The sequence below is a fragment of the Streptosporangium sp. NPDC051022 genome (assembly GCF_040683035.1).
GTDB lineage: Bacteria > Actinomycetota > Actinomycetes > Streptosporangiales > Streptosporangiaceae > Streptosporangium.
Map to the genome: position 1 here is coordinate 331,891 of NZ_JBFBCF010000003.1, position 19,538 is coordinate 351,428.

14 protein-coding genes are annotated in these 19,538 nt (G+C 73.7%); 2 read left to right on the top strand and 12 right to left on the bottom strand.

All coding sequences use genetic code 11. The features are described from left to right. Window positions 1-345: 345 nt before the first annotated feature. A complete protein-coding gene (locus AB0N02_RS08150; protein ID WP_363943894.1) occupies window positions 346-918 on the top strand; it encodes a helix-turn-helix domain-containing protein in 573 nt (190 codons plus the stop codon). Between the two features lie 165 nt (window positions 919-1,083). Here AB0N02_RS08150 and AB0N02_RS08155 read toward each other — a convergent pair whose 3' ends face one another. From AB0N02_RS08155 to AB0N02_RS08170, 4 genes are all read right to left on the bottom strand, one after another. Beyond that, a complete protein-coding gene (locus AB0N02_RS08155) occupies window positions 1,084-2,436 on the bottom strand; it encodes a threonine/serine exporter family protein (protein WP_363943896.1) in 1,353 nt (450 codons plus the stop codon). Window positions 2,437-2,507: 71 nt separating this feature from the next. After that, a complete protein-coding gene (locus tag AB0N02_RS08160) occupies window positions 2,508-5,750 on the bottom strand; it encodes a chromosome partitioning protein ParA (protein WP_363943898.1) in 3,243 nt (1,080 codons plus the stop codon). A 14-nt stretch (window positions 5,751-5,764) separates the two neighbouring features. Further along, window positions 5,765-7,171, bottom strand: a complete 1,407-nt coding sequence (locus AB0N02_RS08165; RefSeq protein WP_363943900.1) for a hypothetical protein — start codon at window positions 7,169-7,171, stop codon at window positions 5,765-5,767. Continuing rightward, complete coding sequence (locus tag AB0N02_RS08170) at window positions 7,161-8,378, bottom strand: hypothetical protein (protein ID WP_363943901.1); 1,218 nt, start codon at window positions 8,376-8,378, stop codon at window positions 7,161-7,163. Before AB0N02_RS08170 ends, AB0N02_RS08165 begins: the two co-directional genes overlap by 11 nt. Window positions 8,379-9,024: 646 nt before the next feature. On the opposite strand from AB0N02_RS08170, the gene AB0N02_RS08175 reads away from it, so the two are divergent. Continuing rightward, window positions 9,025-9,681: a response regulator transcription factor gene (locus AB0N02_RS08175; protein WP_363943903.1), complete on the top strand. Its 657-nt coding sequence runs from the start codon at window positions 9,025-9,027 to the stop codon at window positions 9,679-9,681. A 45-nt stretch (window positions 9,682-9,726) separates the two neighbouring features. On the opposite strand, the gene AB0N02_RS08180 is transcribed toward AB0N02_RS08175, so the two are convergent. From AB0N02_RS08180 to AB0N02_RS08215, 8 genes are all read right to left on the bottom strand, one after another. Further along, entirely contained in the window at window positions 9,727-11,748 is a 2,022-nt protein-coding gene (locus tag AB0N02_RS08180; RefSeq protein WP_363943905.1) for a prolyl oligopeptidase family serine peptidase, read from the bottom strand. After that, window positions 11,745-13,505 carry an ABC transporter ATP-binding protein gene (locus tag AB0N02_RS08185; RefSeq protein ID WP_363943907.1) on the bottom strand — a complete coding sequence of 587 codons (1,761 nt, stop codon included), beginning with the start codon at window positions 13,503-13,505 and terminating at the stop codon, window positions 11,745-11,747. Before AB0N02_RS08185 ends, AB0N02_RS08180 begins: the two co-directional genes overlap by 4 nt. After that, the gene (locus AB0N02_RS08190; protein WP_363943909.1) at window positions 13,502-15,304 is read right to left on the bottom strand and encodes an ABC transporter ATP-binding protein; all 1,803 of its coding nucleotides are present in this window, start codon (window positions 15,302-15,304) and stop codon (window positions 13,502-13,504) included. The genes AB0N02_RS08185 and AB0N02_RS08190 overlap by 4 nt, the downstream gene beginning before the upstream one ends. A 103-nt stretch (window positions 15,305-15,407) precedes the next feature. Next, on the bottom strand, window positions 15,408-15,545 hold the full coding sequence (locus tag AB0N02_RS08195) for a SapB/AmfS family lanthipeptide (protein WP_363943910.1): 138 nt from the start codon (window positions 15,543-15,545) through the stop codon (window positions 15,408-15,410). Between the two features lie 36 nt (window positions 15,546-15,581). Next, on the bottom strand, window positions 15,582-15,716 hold the full coding sequence (locus tag AB0N02_RS08200; protein ID WP_184716188.1) for a SapB/AmfS family lanthipeptide: 135 nt from the start codon (window positions 15,714-15,716) through the stop codon (window positions 15,582-15,584). Window positions 15,717-15,761: 45 nt separating this feature from the next. Beyond that, window positions 15,762-15,896 carry a SapB/AmfS family lanthipeptide gene (locus AB0N02_RS08205; RefSeq protein ID WP_184716190.1) on the bottom strand — a complete coding sequence of 45 codons (135 nt, stop codon included), beginning with the start codon at window positions 15,894-15,896 and terminating at the stop codon, window positions 15,762-15,764. Window positions 15,897-15,901: 5 nt separating this feature from the next. Continuing rightward, window positions 15,902-18,541 carry a class III lanthionine synthetase LanKC gene (gene lanKC / locus AB0N02_RS08210; protein WP_363943912.1) on the bottom strand — a complete coding sequence of 880 codons (2,640 nt, stop codon included), beginning with the start codon at window positions 18,539-18,541 and terminating at the stop codon, window positions 15,902-15,904. 147 nt (window positions 18,542-18,688) lie between these two features. Next, window positions 18,689-19,393: a histidine kinase gene (locus tag AB0N02_RS08215; protein WP_363943914.1), complete on the bottom strand. Its 705-nt coding sequence runs from the start codon at window positions 19,391-19,393 to the stop codon at window positions 18,689-18,691. Between the last annotated feature and the right edge of the window lie 145 nt (window positions 19,394-19,538).

Sequence of the window (19,538 nt, forward strand, 5' to 3'; positions counted from 1 at the left end):
GTCACGGACATGGTCACGGACACGGTCACGGACATGGTCACGGACACGGACACGGACACGGACACGGACACGGACATGGACACGGTGAGGGTAAGCGGTCACCGCACCGGTGGTTTCGGAGTGCCCGCGTTCCGGTGCGTCGCGGGTGTGAGGGGTGTTGGGGCCGGCCCTTCCGGGGTCCGCCTCGTGACTTCGGGATGACTCTGGGATGATCCCGGAGTGACCTCCGGAGGGCCACGGGGCCATGGGTTCGAGCCGATCCCGGTTCCACGTGGCGCGGTAGCCTATTCGGAGGCGGACTCCGTTGGATGGACGGAGAGTTCCCCGGGACGGCAAGGAGTCATGATGGCGACCACCCGGCGCCCCATGCGCGCCGACGCGCGCCGTAACTACGAACGGCTGCTCGCCGTCGCCCGGACCGCCTTCGCCGAGCAGGGCACCGAGGCGTCCCTGGAGGACATCGCGCGCACGGCCGACGTCGGCATCGGCACCCTCTACCGGCACTTTCCCACCCGCAGGGCGCTACTGGAGGCGGTGCTGCAGGACGGCATCGGCACCCTCGACGCGCGAGGCCGTGAGCTACTGGAGTCCTCCTCCCCGCAGGAGGCGCTGGTGACGTGGCTGCGTCACCTGATGGTCCACACGAACACCTACCGGGGGCTGGCCGCGACGCTGATGAGCAGCATCGGCGACCCGGGCTCCGAGCTGTACGTCTCGTGCGAGACGCTGGGCACCCACAGCGCCCGGCTGCTCGCCGCCGCCCAGCGGGCCGGGGCGATCCGCCCGGACGTGACGGCCGCGGACCTGGTCAAGCTCGTCAACGCGATCGCCTGGGCCGGCGAGCACTGCGAGGGCGACGCCGACCGCCTCCTCGGCCTGGTGCTGGACGGCCTGCGGACGCGCGACGGGCGGCGGTGAACCCGGAAGAACCCCGGAGGACCCGGGAGAACCGCGGCGCCGGTCGCGCGCCGTCCACGGAGGCCGTCGGAGCCGTCGGAGTCGCCGAGACCGCAGGGGCGCGGAGGGGGGCCGGACCTCGAAGACCAGGTGGACCGGACAGTACCCGCGGTGCCGGGGGGCTTGTCAGTAACCCCGGGTACGGCGGGCCGCCGGACGGCTGATGAACGCCTCGCGGACACGGCGCGCGCCCCGCCGCCCGACCCGCCTGGTCAGGTCGGAACCGGTGACCGCGCGCAGGATCTCCGCGCCCAGCATGACCCCGGCGCCCAGGGCGAGCGCGGTCGACAGAGCCTGGAGCAGGCTCTCCTGACCGGCGGCCCCGTGGCCGAGGCTGACCTCCAGCATGCCGCGGTACAGCGCGGTGCCGGGCAGCAGCGAGCCGATGGCCGGGATCGTGATCACCATCGAGGGCACCCGGGCGCGCCGGGCGTACACGCTGCCGAACAGTCCGACGACCGCGGCGGAGATGGCCGTGGCCAGGACGACGGGCACCTGCCAGACGTGCAGCTGCACGAAGACCACCCAGATCATCGCCCCGCCGATCGCCGCCGGGATCAGATGACGGGGCGGCACGAGCAGCGCGACGGCGAACGACAGCGTCACCCCCACGGCGCCCAGCAGCTGCTCCGGCCTGATCAGCAGCGGTGCCGCCGGCACGTCCTCCACGGTCAGCGGCACGCCGAGGCGGACGGCGGCGTACAGCGTGATGCCGATGCCCGAGACGACCGCCGTCAGGATGAAGAACACCTCGAACAGCCGGCCGGTCGCCGTGACGTACTCGCCCGCGATGCCGTCCTGCACGCAGGCCACCATCGGGCGCCCCGGCAGCAGCGCGATGACCGCGCCGACCACCACGGCCTCGGCCCGCACCGGGACGCCGATCGCGACCATCAGCACCGCCACCAGCGAGCCGAACACCGCCGCGACCGTGAGCTGGAAGAACTCCGCCACACCCCGCCGGGCCAGCCAGGCGCCGGCCCGGTCGCCCAGCACGGTCGCGACGAACGCGGCCACCGCGACCAGCGGGCCGCCGCCGACCAGGATGCTCGCCGAGGAGGAGATCAGCGCCAGCGCAGTGATCATGAACCAGTCGGGGTAGACCCGCACCCGCCGGGTGACCTTCCGAAGCCGGGCCTCGGCCTCGTCGAGCGGCACCGACCCGCCAGCGGTCTCCCTGATCATCTCGTGGACCGCGATCAGCCGGTCGTAGTCGGGCAGGCGGCGCCGTACCCGGCGCTCCGCGGTGACCGGCACGCTCCCGTCGGAGGGGACGTGCGACAGCGTGATGGCCGACAGGTTGACGTCGGCCTCACAGTGCGGCACGCCGTAGGCGTTGGTGATCCTGCGCATGGCACCCGAGACCGTCTCGGTGGCCTCGCCGCTGCCCAGCAGCAGCTCGCCCACGCGCAGAGCCAGCGCGATGGCCCGGTAGAGGTCGTGCTTGGCGGGTGCCCGCTCCAGCGATGACGCCGACACCGATCTCTCCCGCCCACTTCGACCCGACCTCCACCGGCGTGTCGCCCGCCGGATCCGGTTTCCTGCAGAGGTTATCTGCTCACCGCAGAGGCGAGAGCACGCACGCGTTCGGCATGCCCGTCATGACCGACGATCACCGGGGGCTCGTTGTACGGCATGGCGTCCGAGGAGCGGCGCAACTTGATGTACTGGCCGCAGGCGTCGACCGCGTAGGGCTCCATGTCGTCCTGGAGCGCGCCGATCACCGTGATCCCGTAGGTCTCGCCGATCCGGCGGAAGAGCGCCACGGCCTCCCTGCGGTGCTCCTTGCCCAGGTTGCGGCCCAGCTCGTCCAGGACCAGGCACAGGTGACCGCCGCCCGAGGACGCGATCGCCGCCGCGCAGACCAGTTTGACCGCCTTCTCGTCCATCAGCGCCGTGTTGGCCCGCCGGTTGTACGGCACGAAGCCCTGCCCCTCGCCCCTGCGCCACTTGGGGGTGACCCGCCACGCCCAGCGCTGCTCCGGGTCGGCGGGCGCGGGCGGCACCGGGAACTCCAGCGTCGCGCCGTAGCCGCCGTACGAGGTGTCCAGCTTCTCGAACTCCTCGGCCACCCGGGCCAGCCGCGCCCTGATCGCCGCGGTCAGCGCGGCCCGGTGCACGGCGGTCGACTGCGCGGCCTCCTCGGCGCCCTTCGCGGCGGCGGTCAGGTCCCGCTGCCTGGTGGCGAGCTGGGTCTCGATCTGGCGGCGCTGGTGGCGTTCGTACTCCTCCTGGCCGCGCAGGTAGGAGGCCAGCGCCGCGCAGACGCCGGGGAACGTCGCCTGCTCGCGCGCGGTGCGCCCCGCGCCGGGCTCGGCCCGCTGCCGGACCAGGAACCCCAGCTCCTCGGGCATCTCGTCGTCCTCGCCGGGGAAGGTGTCGCGCAGCGCCTCGTCGAAGCGGCGCTCGGCGGTCCGCCACCACTCCTCGGCCGTCAGCGGCAGCTCCTGCTCGCCCAGCGTCTCCAGCCACTCACGGGCCCCTTCGGCCGTGCCGCCCCAGTCGGCGGCGAGTGCCTCCGTCCCGAGTGCCCGCCGCTCGGCGACGACCCTGGCCGCCTGCTCGGCGGCCTGGTCGCGGTCGGCCTCGTGCTTGGCCCGGCGCCCCTCCAGCCGCTCGATCTCCATATTCCTGGTCCGGGCACGGAAGTCGAGCGTGCTCGCCCGGCGCTCCGCCTCCGCCACCTTCGGCCCGGCCTCGGCCAGCGCCTCGATCAGCTCGGTGAGCGCCCCGCGCCGTTCGGCCAGGCGCCGTTCGATGTCGGCCAGTTGCACGGCCGCCCTGGCCCCCTCCAGCCGCCGCCCGGCCTCGGCGACCCCGTCCTCCGCGGCCCGTACCGCCGCCGCGGCCGTCTCCTGCGCGTCGCGTGCCCGGTGCAGCCGCAGCTCGGCGGCCTTGATCCGGGCCTCCCTGCCGGTCGCGACCGCCTCGAACGCCCCGACGACGGTGACGCCCGCCGCGCTGACCAGCACCGACCCCGGCAGCGCGGCCAGCGCCCGCGCCGCGGACGTCAGGTCGGCCGCGTCCACGATCACGGCGTGCTCCCCGGGCCACCCGCGTGCGCCCAGGACTCCGGCCGCCGCCTGCCCCGCGCGGCCGGGTGCCGTCTCGTCGCCGCGCGCCTGCTCGGCCACGTCGAGCGCGTCGAGCAGGCCGGTCGCCCCGACCCCCGCCGAGGCGAGCGCGTTGAGCTGGGCCGCCGCCGGGCCGCCCTCCGCGTCGTCCAGCGCCGCTCTGGCACCCTCGGCCTCGCGGTCGGCCACGCCCAGCGCCTTCAGCGCCTCGTTGAGCCGCGACCTGGCCTGCGCCAGCTCCGTCTCGGCGGCCCGCACGTCACGGCCGTCGGCCAGCCGCCGCTGCTCCTCGAGCCCGGGGATCCAGCCGCGCAGCTCGTCCACCGAGTTCTCCGCGACAGCGCGGTCGGCGTCCAGCTTGGCCGCGCGTGCCTGCAGGGTCGTCAGCTCCCTGCGGGCCTCGGCCAGGCCGCGCTCCAGGGAGTCGTCCTTCAGCGTGGCGATCTCCGCCTTGACCTCGGCGATGGCCTCGGCGGCCCGCTCACCGGCCGTGCGGAACCGCTCCAGCTCCCCGGCGAGCGCCTCGTCCCGCCGGGTCGCGTCGGCGAGCCTGCGCGCCAGGCGCCCCCGCCAGCAGCGCAGCGCCTCCGCCAGCCGTACCCGCGCCCGGTCACGCCGGTCGAAGGTCTCGAGCAGCGCCCGCGACTCGCCTTCGAACTCCTTGAGCAGCTCGACGGCCCGCGCCGCCCGCACCCGTTTGGCGTGCTCGTCGCGCCTGGCCTCCCGCTCCTGGTCCAGCTCGGTGTCCAGTCCGGTCAGCGCGGCGATCGCCTCGAAGACCCGTTCGGGGGAGATCTCGTTGAGCGGCTGGGACAGCAGGTTCGTGGCCACCTTGCTCCGTACCGAGGTGGACAGGAACGACACGCACCTGATCCGGTCGCCGTACAGGAACCTGGTCAGGTCGCGCGCCACCACGTCCCTGCGGCCCGCCGAGCGCGGCAGCGTCGCCCACAGCTCGTCCGCCCGCGTCACCCGCTCGGCCTCGGAGGCGGCCGAGGCCACGCACACCCCGTGGGTCCAGCGGATCTCCAGGTGGGGGGCCTCCTGGTTGACCCGCAGCCACACGGTCACCGCGTCGCCCATCACGCCGCCCGCCGTGCCCGAGGCGGCCCCGGTCGCGGCGCCGTCGGGTGCGGTGCCGTCGGGTGCGGTGCCGTCCTGCGCGGCGCCCGCCTCGGCGAAGACGCCGACGATGTAGCCGTGGTCGGCGCTCGCCCACGTCCTGCCGCCGCCGCCCGCGGCGAGCTCGGCGTTGAACAGCAGCTCCGAGACCGCCTTGGCGCCGGAGGCGAAGCGCCACTGCTCGTCGCCGAGCAGCGCGGTGATCATCGCGATGAACGAGGACTTGCCCGCGCCGTTAGAGTCCTTCGGCCCCGCGCCCGCGACCACGATCAGCGTGCCCGGCACGGTCGGCACCGGATGGGTCGAAAGGCGGGAGATGTTGACCGCCTGCACGGCGATCAGCACGCGGTCGCCGACCACGTTCTCGCTCGGCGCGGTGGCCCGGACCTCGACCGGCACCAGGCTCGCCTGGCTTCCGTGCGTCCGCTTCGACGCCTCGGCGTCCTCTGCCGCGTCCGTCCCGCCGGACCGTCCCGTCCGGGGCGTTCCGCCGCCCCCTTCCGCCCGGCGCGTCGTGTCCGCCGCGTCCGTCCTGCTCACCCGGCTCGTCCCGCTCCTGCGCGGAGTCTGCGCGGACTGGTCCGGCTGCTCGGTCACCCCTGTCGTTCCCTTCATCGGCGATTGGCTCTCACGGCCGCCGCCAGCGGGGTGTGCGGCCCCGCGGCGAGGATCAGCTCTTCCTGCAGGCGCCGCCTGGCCTGCGGGGTGAGCCGGTGGAACTGCGGGCCGGGGATGTAACCTCCGGCGTCCTCACCGGCCTTGACCTGGGCGAGCAGGCCGGCGTGGCGCAGCGTCCGCAGCGCCGCGTCCAGCTCGCCGACCGGCAGCCTGGTGTGCCTGCGCAGTTCCTCCGCCTGGGCGGGGAACGGCGACAGCCAGCTGTCGGCGGGCAGCAGGCCCTCGGCGCGGGGGATCGCGACCGAGTGGATCAGCACCAGCACCAGCACCGCCCGCTCGGCCTCCCCCAGCGAGGTGCCCGTCTGCGCGGCCGTCTCGTCGGCGTAGCCCGAGGTCCACGTCTCACGGTCCTGGACCAGGACCCGGCCGCGCCGCCGGAGCATCTCCGCGAGCGTACGGCGCGGCGCCGGGTCGCGCAGCGCGGGAAAACGCCCCTCGTGCACCGGCTCGGCCGCGTGCTCGACCGCCATGAAGGCGGCCACGATCTCGGCCCTGCGGCGTTCGTCGAACGGGGCGAGCAGGTCCTCGTCCACACCGTCGGGGACGGTGACGCTCGAGGCCCCCTCCGCGGGAAGGCCGTCGTGCTCCTCGCGGCGCCCGCCGCCCGGGGGGACGGCGGTGTCCACTGTGCCCACGGTGCCCGCGGTGTCCACGGTGCCCGCGGTGTCCACGGTGCCCGCGGTGTCCACGGTGCCCGCGGTGTCCACGGTGCCCGCGGTGTCCACGGTGCCCGCGCCGTGCCCGCCGTCGGCGCCCTCCGCTCCGTCCGTCTCGTCCGTGCGCTCCCCGTCGGCCTCCGTCTCCTCGACCACGGGCAGAACGGCCACGCCGGAGGAGGAGTCGTCCCCCGAGGGCAGGCGCCGCACCAGCTCCCTGAGCTGGGCGTGGGAGTCGGGGGGCCAGCAGGCGCAGCGGGGGCCGAGCCGTACGGTCCCGGAGTCCATCTCGAGCCAGGCCGAGTCGTGCAGGCGGCGCAGCGCGCCGATCGCCCAGTTGCGCATGAGGTCGTCGCCCCGCCCGATCAGCGCCCGGTAGGCCGTCAGCACCTCCTCGACCGGCGCGGGGACACCCGGCCACGGGTCGGCCGTCAGATCCGTCCAGCAGCACTTCAACGCCGCGGCCAGCACCCGCCTGGTCTCCCCGGACCGTTCGACGTTCACCGGCGCGACCTGGTACTCCTCCAGCAGGGACGGGGTCGCCCCGTCCGGCCACGCGGGCAGCGCCACGCTGGTCCCGTCGCCGTGGCCGAGGCGGGTCATCCCCGGGGGAGCGGGCTCGCCCGGGGCGAGCGGGAGGGGGCCGGTCGCCCTGGCCCGCGCGTGCGCCGGCTCAGGCGTCATGCCCCGTCCTTTCCAGGTGACCGTGGGACAGCCAGGCCGGCTCCGCGTCCGGGTCGGCGGTGAGCGCGTCGGACCAGCGCAGCCGGTAGGGGGACTCGGGGCGGAGGTCGGCCGAGACGAGATCGGCCAGCAGGCGGCGGGCGGAGACCCACTCGCCGTCCGCGGTGAGCAGCTCCTCCAGACGGGCGGAGTCGCGCCCGGCGAGCGCGGCCTCGGCGACCGAGGCGAGGTGGTCGAGGCCACCGCCGCCGGGTTCGTAGGAGTCGGCGGGGCCGGGATCGGGCAGCGCGGAGCGCGGTGGCGTCGGCTGGGCGGGGGCGGGCCGGGGACTCTCGTCGACGGCCCTGACGATCGCCGCCGGGTCGTGCCACGGCGCGGGGGCGTCGAAGACGAACCCGTCGAGCACGGCGGCCAGACGCTCCCTGGACGCGGTCTGGGCGAAGGTCCGCCAGGTCTCCGCGGGCAGCAGGGTCAGGTTCCTGGTGGTGCCCGCGGAGTCGGCCAGACGCCCCGCGGCACGCCGGGAGGCGTCGCTGTAGGAGTAAATCGCCGCGCGCAGCTCGGTGCAGGTGCGGTCGAGGTCCGGCCAGCGGGTGAGGATCGTGGCGTGCAGGCTCTGCGCCCTGCGGGCGATCTCCTCGGTGCCCCACAGCTTGGGGGCCTGCTCGCGCAGCTCCTCGATGGTGCCGCTGGTCAGCGTGATCAGTTCGAGCGCCCACAGCCGGAAGGCGCGCGACAGGTTCTGCGCGCTGAGACGCGCCTCCTCCATGGTCGTGCGGGGGTCGGCGACGTTGAGGTCCTCGAGGGCGAGCAGCCGGTGCATCTCCGACTGGCCGCCGTCGTCCATCATCCGCCGGATGAACATCAGCCCGACCACACTGGTGAACGACGCCCGGTAGCGGAGCTGGTTGGGCTTGGGGAACACCTCACGGATCGCGCCGAGCCCCTTGAGCACCCGCAGCCGGTTCTCGAACCGGTCCAGCGGATAGGCCCGGCAGACGTGACGCATCTGCTCGTGCGTCAGCCACTCCTCACCCGCCTCGGCGAAGGCCGCGAACAGCGTCTCGGCGATGTCGACCAGCGCGGGCTCGTCCACCACCGCACCGCTGTCGCGCGCGAGCGCGGCGAACATCCGGCGGTAGGTGGCGAGCACGGCCTCCTCGGAGAGGGCCGAGTCGAGCGTGATCTCGTGGTTCGTCTCTGGCACGCGCCCTACCGTAAGGCTTGCGCCCGACAATCACGGACCTGACGCCGCACGGCGGCGCGCTCGCGGGGGGACGTCACCGGCGTGTCTCGACGGACCCGGGAAACCGATCGTACGGCCCGCCGCGGGCCCTGCCGGTGAAGATCAGGCGATCACCGGGTTCAGGGCGGTTGCGCCCGTGACGGCGCCTTTGACGGTCCGTCTCCGCGGCGGCCGTGAGCAGGGCGAGCGCCACTAGAATGCGATGACTTCGGGATAAAATGGTCATTCTTTGTCTATTCCCCCACTGTGACATATTTCCGATACTGGTTGCATTTAGTGACTCCCCAAAGATTTCCGGGATGTCGGCGAGAGTGAAATGGTCGCCGAAGTCCGGCGCCTTGAGCTCGTTCCACGCCCTGGACGCTGTCCGGTGTCCGGGTTTCGGACTCGGCGGGGCGGCTCCCACCTGCTTTGTCCGAAACCGTCTGGGCCGTTCTTCCGGCCGTTCGTATTCGTGATACGCGGGAGGCTTAATCCGCTCCTGGGGGGTACTCGTCTGGGTTATCCGGGTAGCGAATGATTTCTTTGGGTAGCACAATGATTCCCGCGGGTAGCAGCCGGAGCTATTGGAGAACACGAGTACGCCGCCGAAAAGGGGACACGACCCGTGATAAGCGTCCTGATCGCTGAGGACATGCACCTCGTTCGTGGAGCGATGGTCGCCCTGCTCTCCGCCGAGCACGACATCAAGGTCATAGAGGAGGTCGGCCACGGAGACGACGTGGTGCCCTGTTGCCTGCGGGCCAGGCCCGACGTGGCACTCATCGACATCGGTCTGCCGGGCACCGACGGCCTGGCCGCGGCCTCCGAGCTCAAGCGGAGCCTGCCCACCTGCAAGACGGTGATGCTGACCGGCCTGGCGACGCCCACCGCGCTGCGGCGGGCCCTGGACGCCGGGGCGCGGGGGTTCGTCGTCAAGGACGCGCCCGCGGGGGAGCTCGCCGACTGCGTGCGCCGGGTGGCCGGCGGCGAGCGGGTCATCGACGCCGAGCTCGCCGTCGCCGCGCTCCACGCCAGGGAGAACCCCCTCACCGCGCGCGAGCTGGAGGTGCTCAAGGTCGCGGCCGAGGGGGAACCGGTCAACGAGATCGCCAAGCGGCTCTTCCTGTCGGGCGGCACGGTCCGCAACTACCTGTCGCGGATCCTCGCCAAGATGGGCGCCCGCACCAGGGTCGAGGCGGTCGCGATCGCCCAGGAGGCGGGCTGGCTCTGGCCGGAGGACGTCAGGAAGATCGGGCTGATCCGTTACCGCACACGTGCCTGATCGCCCTCCGCCGGGGCCGGTCCGCCCCTCGAACCGGCACGCCTCTCAGCGCCGGTCCGCCGGGGCCGTGCCCCGAGGCCCCCCGAGGCCGGTGTGCCGGGCGAAGAAGGCCAGCATGTCGGCCGCCAGGCCGACCGAACGGCTGACCGCCCTGGAGCCGTGCCCGACGTCCGCCTCGTGGCGCAGCAGGATCGGCCGGGAACCCGAGGTCGCCCACTGCAGCGCCGCGCACATCTTGCGGGCGTGCAGGGGATCGACGCGGGAGTCGCCGCCGAACGTGGTCAGCAGCGTCGCCGGATAGTCCACCCCCTTCCCGACCCGGTGATATGGGGAGTAGCCGAGCAGCCAGCCCAGCTGTTCGGGGTCGTCGGCCGAGCCGTACTCCGAACGCCAGGAGGGGCCGAGCCCGGAGCGTTCGTAGCGGACCATGTCGAGCAGCGGGGCCGAGCAGACCGCGGCGGCGAACAGCTCGGGGCGCTGCGTCAGCGCGGCGCCGACCAGCAGGCCGCCGTTCGACTCGCCGCAGGCGCCCAGTTGCCCGGCGGTGGTCCAGCCGTCCGCGATGAGCCGTTCCGCCGCCGCGGCGAAGTCGTCGAAGACGTTCTGCTTGCGGTCGAGCATGCCCGCCCTGTGCCACTCGGCGCCCTCCTCCCCGCCGCCCCGCACCTGGGCGAGCGCGAAGACCCCGCCCGCCTCGACCCAGGGCAGCACGTAACCGGAGTAGGAGGGGGCCAGCGGGCGGCCGAACCCGCCGTAGCCGTACAGGATCGTCGGCCGGGGGCCCGTACCGGGGCGGGCGAGCACGACCATCCGCACGGGGGTGCCGTCCGCCGAGGTGTAGACGATCCGGTGGGTCTCGAGCTCGGGCACCTCGACGGCGCCGGGCACGGCGGCCCAGAGCGAGGTGCGCCCGGTGCGCGCGTCGTAGCGGTGCACACCGCCCGGGGTCACGCTGTCGGTGTAGGTGAACCAGACCTCGTGCCCTCCCCCGGGACGGGTGGACATCCGCCCCGCCGAGCCGAGTCCGGGCAGCGGCACCCGGCCGAGCCGCTCGCCGGTGGCCAGGTCGTGGACGCTGATCTCGCTGGTCGCGTGCCGGGTCCAGCCGATCAGCAGGACCGAGCCGTCGACGACCGCGAAGTCGCCGATCACCGCCTCGGGGTCGGAGGCGACCAGGTCGCTCCAGTCGCCGGGCTCCGGCCGCGCCGGGTCGGCGACGCACAGGCGTCCCCTGGGCGCGCCCAGGGTGGTCAGGAGGTACAGCCGGCCGTCGGGGCCGACGGCGGGCACCGTCACCGTCCCCGACCCCTCCTGGATCACCCGCAGCCCGGGACTCTCGGGGGGCGAGACGGACAGGTCGGCCAGCCAGAGATCGTTGCCGCCGGGGGCCGCCGCCGAGACCGTCAGCCAGCGGCCGTCGTGGCTGATCCCCAGACCGTAGGACCGCTCCCCGGCGAGGATCACGACGTCGTCCTCGGCCGGCGTGCCGAGCCGGTGCAGGCAGACCCTGCGGGCGCGAACGTAGTAGAACGCCTTCCCGTCCGGCAGCCACGCCACCGGCGCGTAGCGGCAGCGGTCGATCGGCCCGTCGACGATCCGCCCGGTGCCGACGTCCATGACGTACAGCCGCGCCTGCTCGTCGCCGCTCCTGGACAGCTGGTAGGCCAGCAGGCGGCCCTCCAGATCCGGCTGCCAGTGGTCGAGCGTGGTCAGGCCGTCCGGGTCGGCCGCCCCCGGGTCGATCAGCACCCTGTCCGCCCGGCCGGGATCGGAGAGGTGGAGGACGGGGTGCTCCTGCGCGGCCGTACGGCGCAGGAAGAACCGGCGTTCTCCCCGCCAGAGCGGCGGGCCGATCATCCCGGCGCCGCTGAGCCCAGCCACCCGGGCACGCCACTCCTCGCGTCCGGGCAGCGTGTCCGCGTGGCCGCGCCACAGCTCGTCCTGGGCGGCCAGCCAGCCGAGGGTCCTCGGGTCGCCGGAATCCTCCAGCCACCGGTAGGGGTCGGATACGGCGCGGCCGCCCAGGTGGTCGACGACCGGTTCCCGTTCGGCGGGGGGATAGATCATGACACCGGCTCCTGTATGTCCGAGGGGTTCCAGTGGCCGGCCAGCTCCGCGTACGGCGGGCACGAGGCGAGCAGTTCCTCGTGCGTTCCCAGCCGGACGCTCGTGCCGTCCATGACGAGGATCCGCCGCGCCCGCAGCGCCGAGGTCAGCCGGTGGGCGACGACCAGCAGCGTGCCGCCCCTGCGGGCGAACGCCTCCTCGGCCGCGGCCTCGGCGACCGGGTCCAGGTGGCAGGTCGCCTCGTCGAGGATCACCAGGCGGGCGGGGGACAGGTAGGCGCGGGCCAGGGCGACCAGCTGCCGTTCGGCCGGCGACAGCAGTCCCGGGTGGATCTCGGCGGAGTGGCCGCCGAGACGCTCGACCAGCGCGGTCAGGCCGACCGCCGCCACCGCCTCCCGCACCGAGGCCTCCAAAGCCTCCACAGCCTCCGGGGTCTCCGGGGAAGCCCCGGCCAGGTAGGTCAGGTTCTCCGTCAGCGAGCCCCGGAAGACGTAGGCCTCCTGGGGGATCAGCACCCGGCTCGCCGGGTCCAGCCGGTCGGCGGGGACGCCGCCGACCAGGACCTCTCCCGCGCCGGGACACAGGACGCCGGTGACCAGCGCGGTCAGCGTCGACTTGCCGATGCCGCTGGGGCCGACCACGGCGACGTGGTCGCCCTCGGGAACGGACAGATCGAGATCGGAGATCACCGGCTCGGCGTGCGGCCCGTAGGCGAACGTCACGCCGCGCAGCTCGATCCCGGCGTCCGCCGGCGGCCGGCGCGGGGGAGCGGGGCGGGCGGGCTCGCCGGACCGGAGGAGGCGATCCAGCGCGACCCGCAACCGCACTCCGCTCATGCCCAGTCCCTGCACGAGGTTGCCCAGGGCCGGGGCCAGGGACTGCGTGACGTAGACCAGGGATCCGAGGATCACCCCGGCCCCCGCCCCGTGGCGCAGCAGCCAGGGCGTGCCGGCCAGGATCAGCAGCACCGGCAGCCAGCCGCCGACCGCCAGCGACGCCGTGCGCAGCGCGGTCACCCGGGCGAGGGCGCGCCCCGCCTCCGCCTGCCGCGTCACCTGGCGGCCCACGGTGGCGGCCACCCGCTCGGTGGCCCGGCACGCGGTGATGTCGCGGAGTCCCTCCGCCATGGCGGCGAGCGACTCGGCGGTGTGCTCGTCGGTGACGATGAAGTCCCGCTGCCGCCGGGCCAGCGCGGGCAGCGACAGCAGGAAGAGGCCGAGCCCGGCGGCGAACGGCGGCAGGACCAGCACGAGCACCTGGGGAACGAGGGTGCCCAGGCCCAGCACGACGCTCACCACGGTGAAGGCGAAGGACCTGACCACCGTGATGACCGAGGCGAGGGCGTCACGGGCGAGCTCGACCTGGAGGTTCGACCGCGCGACCGCCGCCGCCCCCGGCCCGTGCCCCTCCGCGGCCGAGCGGCGCAGCGCGCTGCCCACGACGTGGTCGAGCAGCTCCTCGCGGAACGGCTCGACGATCGAGCCGACGGTGAGCACGACCTGGCGCGCGCCGGCCGCGGCCAGCAGCCAGGCGCCGCCGAGGACGGCCAGCCAGGCGAAGCCGGTGGCGATCCGGCCGGCGGCGAAGCCCTCGTCGATCGCCCGCGCGACGGCCAGGCCGACCACGAGGGCGGGCGCGGTCTCCGCGACGGACCACAGGCCGAGCCTGAACAGCAGGCGGGGGTCCCGCAGCAGTGCCCGGCGGATCGGCCGGTCGGAATGGGGCCGGTCCGGCCGGGCGGCGTGGTGGCGCGTCACGACTTACCCGCCCGGACCGCGGCTTCCGCCCGGGAGGCGGCGTCGGCCTGAGACGCCTCGCCGTCTCCCCGGGACGCGGCGTTCCCGGCGGCGCCTTCAACGGTGCCGTCCCCAACGGTGTCCTCATCGGGCGGGGCGGCCTGGAAGACGGCCCGGTAGGCGGGATCCCGCCACAGCGCCGTATGGCTGTCGTAGGCGCGTACCCGGCCGCCGTCCAGCCAGATCACCCGGTCGGCCGCCGCCGCGGTCGCGGCCCGGTGCGCCACGATCAGGCGCGTACGGCCGCGCAGCTCGCCCGCCAGCGCCCGGCCGACCTGCCGTTCGGTGACGGTGTCCAGGCTGGAGGTGGCGTCGTCCAGGACGAGCAGGCGTTCCCCGTGCGCGAAGGCCCTGGCCAGGCCGATCCGCTGCCGCTCCCCGCCGGACATCGGGGCCCGCCGGAGCGGGGTGCCGTATCCCAGCGGGAGCCTGCGGACGAAGGCGTCGGCGCACGCGGCGCGGGCGGCCTCACGCACCGCCGCCGGGGCCGGATCGCCGAGGCCGAGGCCGACGGCGTCGGCGACGGTCTCGCCGACCAGGACGGGGCGTTCGAAGGCGTGGCCGACGGCCTCGCCCAGCGCCCGTGACGACAGGTCGGGCAACGGCACGCCGTCGAGGAGGACCTGGCCGCGCTCGGGGTCGACCAGGCGCCCCGCGAGCGCGGCGAGCAGGGACTTGCCCGTGCCGGACCGGCCCACCACGGCGACCGACGATCCGCCGGGAACGACCAGGTCGAGCCCGGCGAGGACGCCCGAGGTGACGCCGCGCAGCTCCAGCGTGCCCGGCCCCGGAGGCAGCGGCAGGTCACCGTAGGCCACCGGCGGCTCGGCGGCCACCTCGACGAGGCGACCGGCGGCGGCGCGCGCCCTGGCCAGACGGCTGACGTATCCCAGAGCCGAGCCCAGACCGGCGCCGAGCACGACGTAGCGGGCGGCGGCGTACAGCTCGCCCGCGGTGAGGTCGCCGGCCGCCAGCCGCAGCCCGCCCACGCCCAGCACGGCGACCTCAAGCAGCGGCACCACGGCGCCCGCCCGCACGCCGGCCCGCGCGTTGGCCCGCCACATCTCCATGGCGTGCAGGCGCAGCCGGGGCAGGGGGGCCAGCACCCGTTCCCGCTCCCGCTCCTCGGTGCCGGCCGCCGCGATCGTGCGCGCCCCCGCGAGGGCGTCGACCAGGCGGGCCGCGATGTCGCCCTGCGTGCGCTGGTAGTCACCGGCGAGAGAGGTGGTCGTGTGGAGGAAGGCGCGCAGTACGAGCGCGATGAGCGCGAGGCCGGCGAGCAGTGTCAGGGCCAGCCAGGGGTCGATGAGGACAAGCGCCACGACGCCGCCCGCCGTGGGGACGACCAGCGTCGCCCCGGTGACGACGGACTCGGGGGCGCGTCCGATCTCCTCGGCGTTGACGCCCAGCCGGGTGACCAGGTCCCCTTCGGGAAAGCGGCGGGTCATCGCGGGGCCCGCCCCGAGCACGTGCCGCAGGATCCGGACGCGGAGCCACCGGGTGGCCCGCGCGCCGCTCTCCCCCGAGGCCCGGACCCCGACGACGTCGCAGACCGCGATCAGTGTCACGACGGCCGCGCAGACCCCGAGCCAGGTACGGCCCGCGGGCCCGGCCGCCACGAGACCGTCGACCGTCCTGCCCAGGACAAACGGGAGGGCCAGCTCCGCCAGGGCGCCGGTGACGGAGGTGAGCACCAGCACGCCCAGCCAGGGGCCGCTGTGCCGTACGGTCCGCGCCACCAGCTGATCCGCCGTCCGCACCGCTCCTCCTTCGCAGCCGCTCCTTCGCGGAGAGCCTGTCGCCGTGAAACGGACGATGCCCGGGACGGCTGCCGTCGCCGGCCGTCCCGGGCATCGGGTTCACCTAGTGGCAGAGCACCAGGCTGAGGTTGCTCGGCGTGTGGGACTCGCAGCCGAGGACGGTCAGGGTGCTGCCGCCGCCACCGCCGCCGGGGCCGCCGCCGCCGGGGGTCTCCAGGGTCTGCAGGTCGAGAAGAACCATTTCCTTACCTCACTTCTTGTCTTGGAACGGGAATCGTCAGTGGCAGAGCACGAGGCTGAGGTTGCTCGGCGTGTGGGACTCGCAGCCGAGGACGGTCAGCGTGCTGCCGCCGCCACCGCCGCCGTGGCCGCCGCCGGGGGTCTCCAGGGTCTGCAGGTCGAGAAGAACCATGGTGTTACTCCGCTTCTGGTGAGCTGGAAGGAAAGGAGGGAGGGACTAGTGGCACAGCACCAGGCTGAGGTTGCTCGGCGTGTGGGACTCGCACCCGAGGACGGTCAGCGTGCTGCCGCCGCCGCCACCGCCGTGGCCGCCGCCGGGGGCTTCCAGGCTCTGGAGATCGAGAAGTACCATGTTGTTCACACCTCCTTCGAAGGCTCGTGGGAGTGAAGCCGCTCGGCGGGTTCACACACAGGCGGTGCCGTGGACAGCGCGCCTGTGCCGCCGGGCGGTCCGGTAAAGGGGAGGAACACCGGCCGCTCGTCCAGCGCGGTGCTCATCGCGAACAGGACTCCGGCCGTGCCGGTCGCGAAGTCCATGGAGAGCCGCAGCAGCTGGTCACCGGGGAAGGCCAGGCCACCGCCGTACGGCAGTGCGTGCCACCCCAGTCCGTGAAGCTGCTCGGCCAGGCCGGTGCCGGCACCGGAGGCGCCGGGGGTCCATCGTCCGGAACCGAGGAGCGCGATCATGCCGCTCCGTCCCGTGAAGAGGCCGGGCTGGACGTAGAACCCGCTCCGGGTGACGAGCCCGCAGCCGTCCAGCGCCCTGCGGAAGCCCTCGTCCTCGCGGTGGGCCAGGTAGCGGGCCAGCACCAGGGCGATGCCGGCGGAGCCCTCGTCGAGGTAGGGCAGGATGCGCCAGCCCTGGGTGACCTGCAGGGAGCCGTCCTCGTTCCAGGTGCACCGCCGCAGGTCCTGCCGGAGCGCGACGGCCGCGCCGTCGAGCAGCGCGGTGTCGCCGGTCCGTTCGTAGGCGTGCAGGAAGAGCAGGGCGGGCCCCGAGGAGCCGTACATCAGCCCGGCGCGGGGGTTGGTCCCGCCGCTGATCTCCGGCACGTCGTCGGGGCCGCCGAGCCTGTCGGCGCAGATGCCCGTGATCCGGTGCGCCAGCTCGGTGAGCGCGGTCTCGCGGGCCGTTTCGCCGAGGTGGAACAGGGTGAGCCCGAGGCCGGACAGGCCGCCGAACAGGCCCTGGTCCAGCGCCTCCCACCTCTCCCGCAGGCACCGCTCGACGATGTCGAGCGCGTCCTGGCGGTGCCCGAGCTCCGCCAGCACGTAGGCCACGCCGCCGAGCCCGTCGTAGAGGCCGACGCCCGTCCCCCGCGCGGGATCCAGCGCCCTGCGGCGCAGCCACTCCTCGTGCTCGGGGAAGCGGCCGGCCCCGGCGCGCTCCAGCGCGTAGAGCACGCCCGCCGCGCCGTAGGCGAAGGTGAGGCCTCCGCCGGGGCGGAACTGGGCCACGTCGCCGGGGAAGAGGCGGTCCTCGCGATCGGGGGTGGCGCTCGCCAGGATCGCCCTGGTCATCGCCTCCCGGATCTCCGGCCAGCCGTCGCGTCCTGGCCGGGGAATCCGGGGAGCCGTCACCGGCTGCGCGCCCACGATGGTCCGGACCGCCTCCTCGATCACCTCCGTCGGCACGGGGAAGGTCTCCGTGACGAGCTCGGCCAGCTGGAGGATCTTGGACCGGTCGAGCGGAAGCATGATCGTGAGCTGGGGGGCGAAGAGCCCGAGGCACAGGCACGCCAGGGCGTAGGCGTCGATGTCGACGCCCTGCCGTCCGGGCGGCGCGCCGAAGGCCGGGTGGCCGAGGGCGGCGCGGCCGCGGTCCTCGGCGAGGGTGGCCACCTCGTAGTCGATCAGGACGAGGCGCTCGTCCTCGGTGACGAGGATGTTGTTCGGGTGCAGGTCGCCGAAGACCACGCCGCGCTCGTGCAGCGACTCCACCGCCCGCCTGACCTTCGGGAGCACGCCGAGCACCCACGAGGTGTAGCCGGCGAGGGTCTCGTCGTCGTGATCCGCCCTGGTCAGGGGATACTTCCTCACCAGGAGCCGTTGCAGCGGGTTGCCGTCGACGAACTCCTGCACCAGGAAGTGGTGGTCGCCGAGCGTGAAGTAGTCGATCAGCGCGGGCACCGCGTCGAGCCCGGCCAGCCGCTTCAGCATGTCGCGCTCGTGCGCCAGCCGCGCCACGGCGTCGCGTCCCGCGGCGTCGAGGCCGGCGTGCGGACGGCCCTCCTTCAGGACCACCCGCTCGCCGGTGCGCAGGTCGCGCCCGAGATACACGCCCCCGCCGTTGGAGAACTGGATGACGCTCTCGATCCGGTACGGCAGGTCGTTCGTCGTGACCGTGTTGCGGGCCGCGAGGTGGGGTTCGAGGAACTCCGGCAGCGTCACCCACGAGGGCACGCTGAAGGCGGGTTCCCGGACGTCGGGGACGAGACGCCCGTCGCCGTCCTCGACCGCCAGCACCAGCTCGCCGTTGTCGCCCACGCAGTGCCGGGGGACGAAGCCGCCGTACCTGACGAACAGCGGGCCCTCGCCGTAGCGCAGGTCGCTGAGCACGTAGGGGCCCTCGACGCCGCGCAGCAGCTCGTCGAGCTCCTTCAGCGTGAGTTCGAGCTGGGCGTCGTCCACGGGGTAGATCGTCACGAGCTTGCCGCTGGAGCCCCGGGCGGCGGCCTTGGAGTTCAGCATGGTCATGACCGGCAGGCTGCGCAGGAACTTGAACGCGATGCCCCGCGGCACGCAGTAGTCCCAGACGACGTCGAGAGCGCGCTCGGCGTCGCCGGCGCACGCCGACACGTGGATCTTCCACCCCTGGGCGGGCGTCCGCCCGCCGAGGGGCGCGTAGTGCATCCAGGTGTCGCTCGCCTGGTGACCCCAGCCGTCCGGGACGTCCCGGACGGCCTGTGGGAAATCGGGGTGTTCGCCCCGGCGGCCGTCGAGGGTGTCGTAAAAGAGCCGATCCGCGAGGCAATAAAGCTCATAGTGGGCATTCACGGCAATCTCCCTGCTGTCTTCCAGAAGAGAGAATTCCGGATAACCCGAGAAATGACTAGTTACAAACTCCACGAGTCGCGTATGTAAAACTCACAGGTTTAACCGTGAGAGTATGCGTCACCTGGGCATTCACAGCATAAGTGAAAGTTATTCAGAAAAGCGGTGTGGCACTTCGGCGATCAGCCGGAACCAGCCGTCCTCGCCGGTCGTGGCCCGCACCGTGCCGCCGAGCCCGGCCACGCGGTGGCGCAGGTTGTCCAGGCCGTCGCCCGGCCGGCCCGGCGTCTCCGGGCCGGGCGCGCCGTCGTTGGCGACCGTCAGCCGCAGCCGGCCGTCCCGCTCGGTCAGCTCGATCACACACCTGCCGGCCGTGCTGTGCCGCAGCATGTTCGTGACACCCTCGCGGACCACGGTGCCCAGCACCGCGCTCACGGTCCTGGGCAGCCCCGCGGGCTCGATCCGGACCGAGCAGTCGATCCCGAAGCTCGCCAGGAGGGCCTCGGCCCGTGCGCTCTCCCCCTGCAGCGACAGCTGACGGTTGCCCTTCGAGACGTGACGTACGGCGTGCGCGGCGTGCCGTACGGCCTGGAGGGCCTCGCCCAGTTCGCCGCGAAGGTGGGCGTCGCCGGCCGCGCGTCGGTAGGCCAGCTCGCTCTTGATCGACGCCAGCCACAGCCAGTGCCCCACGAGATCGTGCACGTCGCGGGCGAGCTCCTCCTGGGCCAGGGTGACGGCCCTGTCACGTTCGGCGCGGAGCCGCCGGATCCGGAGCGCCAGGACGATCGTGATGCCCAGCGAGACCACCAGGACTCCGGCCGTGATCGCCACCATGGCGTACAGCTGGTGCGGCATCGGCCCACTCTCACTGGATGGGGCGTATACATGGCAGTAAAGTCAAAAAAACGTTTAATTGTCAATGAATAAGGACGATACGCCGCGGCGGTCGGCGGCCGAAAGAATGACGTCGGGTCGTTACGTGTTATGGCTCCCATAACAC

Coding starts and splice junctions, on each gene's coding strand:
- AB0N02_RS08150 (WP_363943894.1), top strand. CDS start 346: ATGGCGACCACCCGGCGCCCCATGCGCGCCGACGCGCGCCGTAACTAC.
- AB0N02_RS08165 (WP_363943900.1), bottom strand. CDS start 7,171: ATGACGCCTGAGCCGGCGCACGCGCGGGCCAGGGCGACCGGCCCCCTC.
- AB0N02_RS08180 (WP_363943905.1), bottom strand. CDS start 11,748: ATGATCTATCCCCCCGCCGAACGGGAACCGGTCGTCGACCACCTGGGC.
- AB0N02_RS08195 (WP_363943910.1), bottom strand. CDS start 15,545: ATGGTTCTTCTCGACCTGCAGACCCTGGAGACCCCCGGCGGCGGCGGC.
- AB0N02_RS08200 (WP_184716188.1), bottom strand. CDS start 15,716: ATGGTTCTTCTCGACCTGCAGACCCTGGAGACCCCCGGCGGCGGCCAC.
- AB0N02_RS08205 (WP_184716190.1), bottom strand. CDS start 15,896: ATGGTACTTCTCGATCTCCAGAGCCTGGAAGCCCCCGGCGGCGGCCAC.
- AB0N02_RS08215 (WP_363943914.1), bottom strand. CDS start 19,393: ATGCCGCACCAGCTGTACGCCATGGTGGCGATCACGGCCGGAGTCCTG.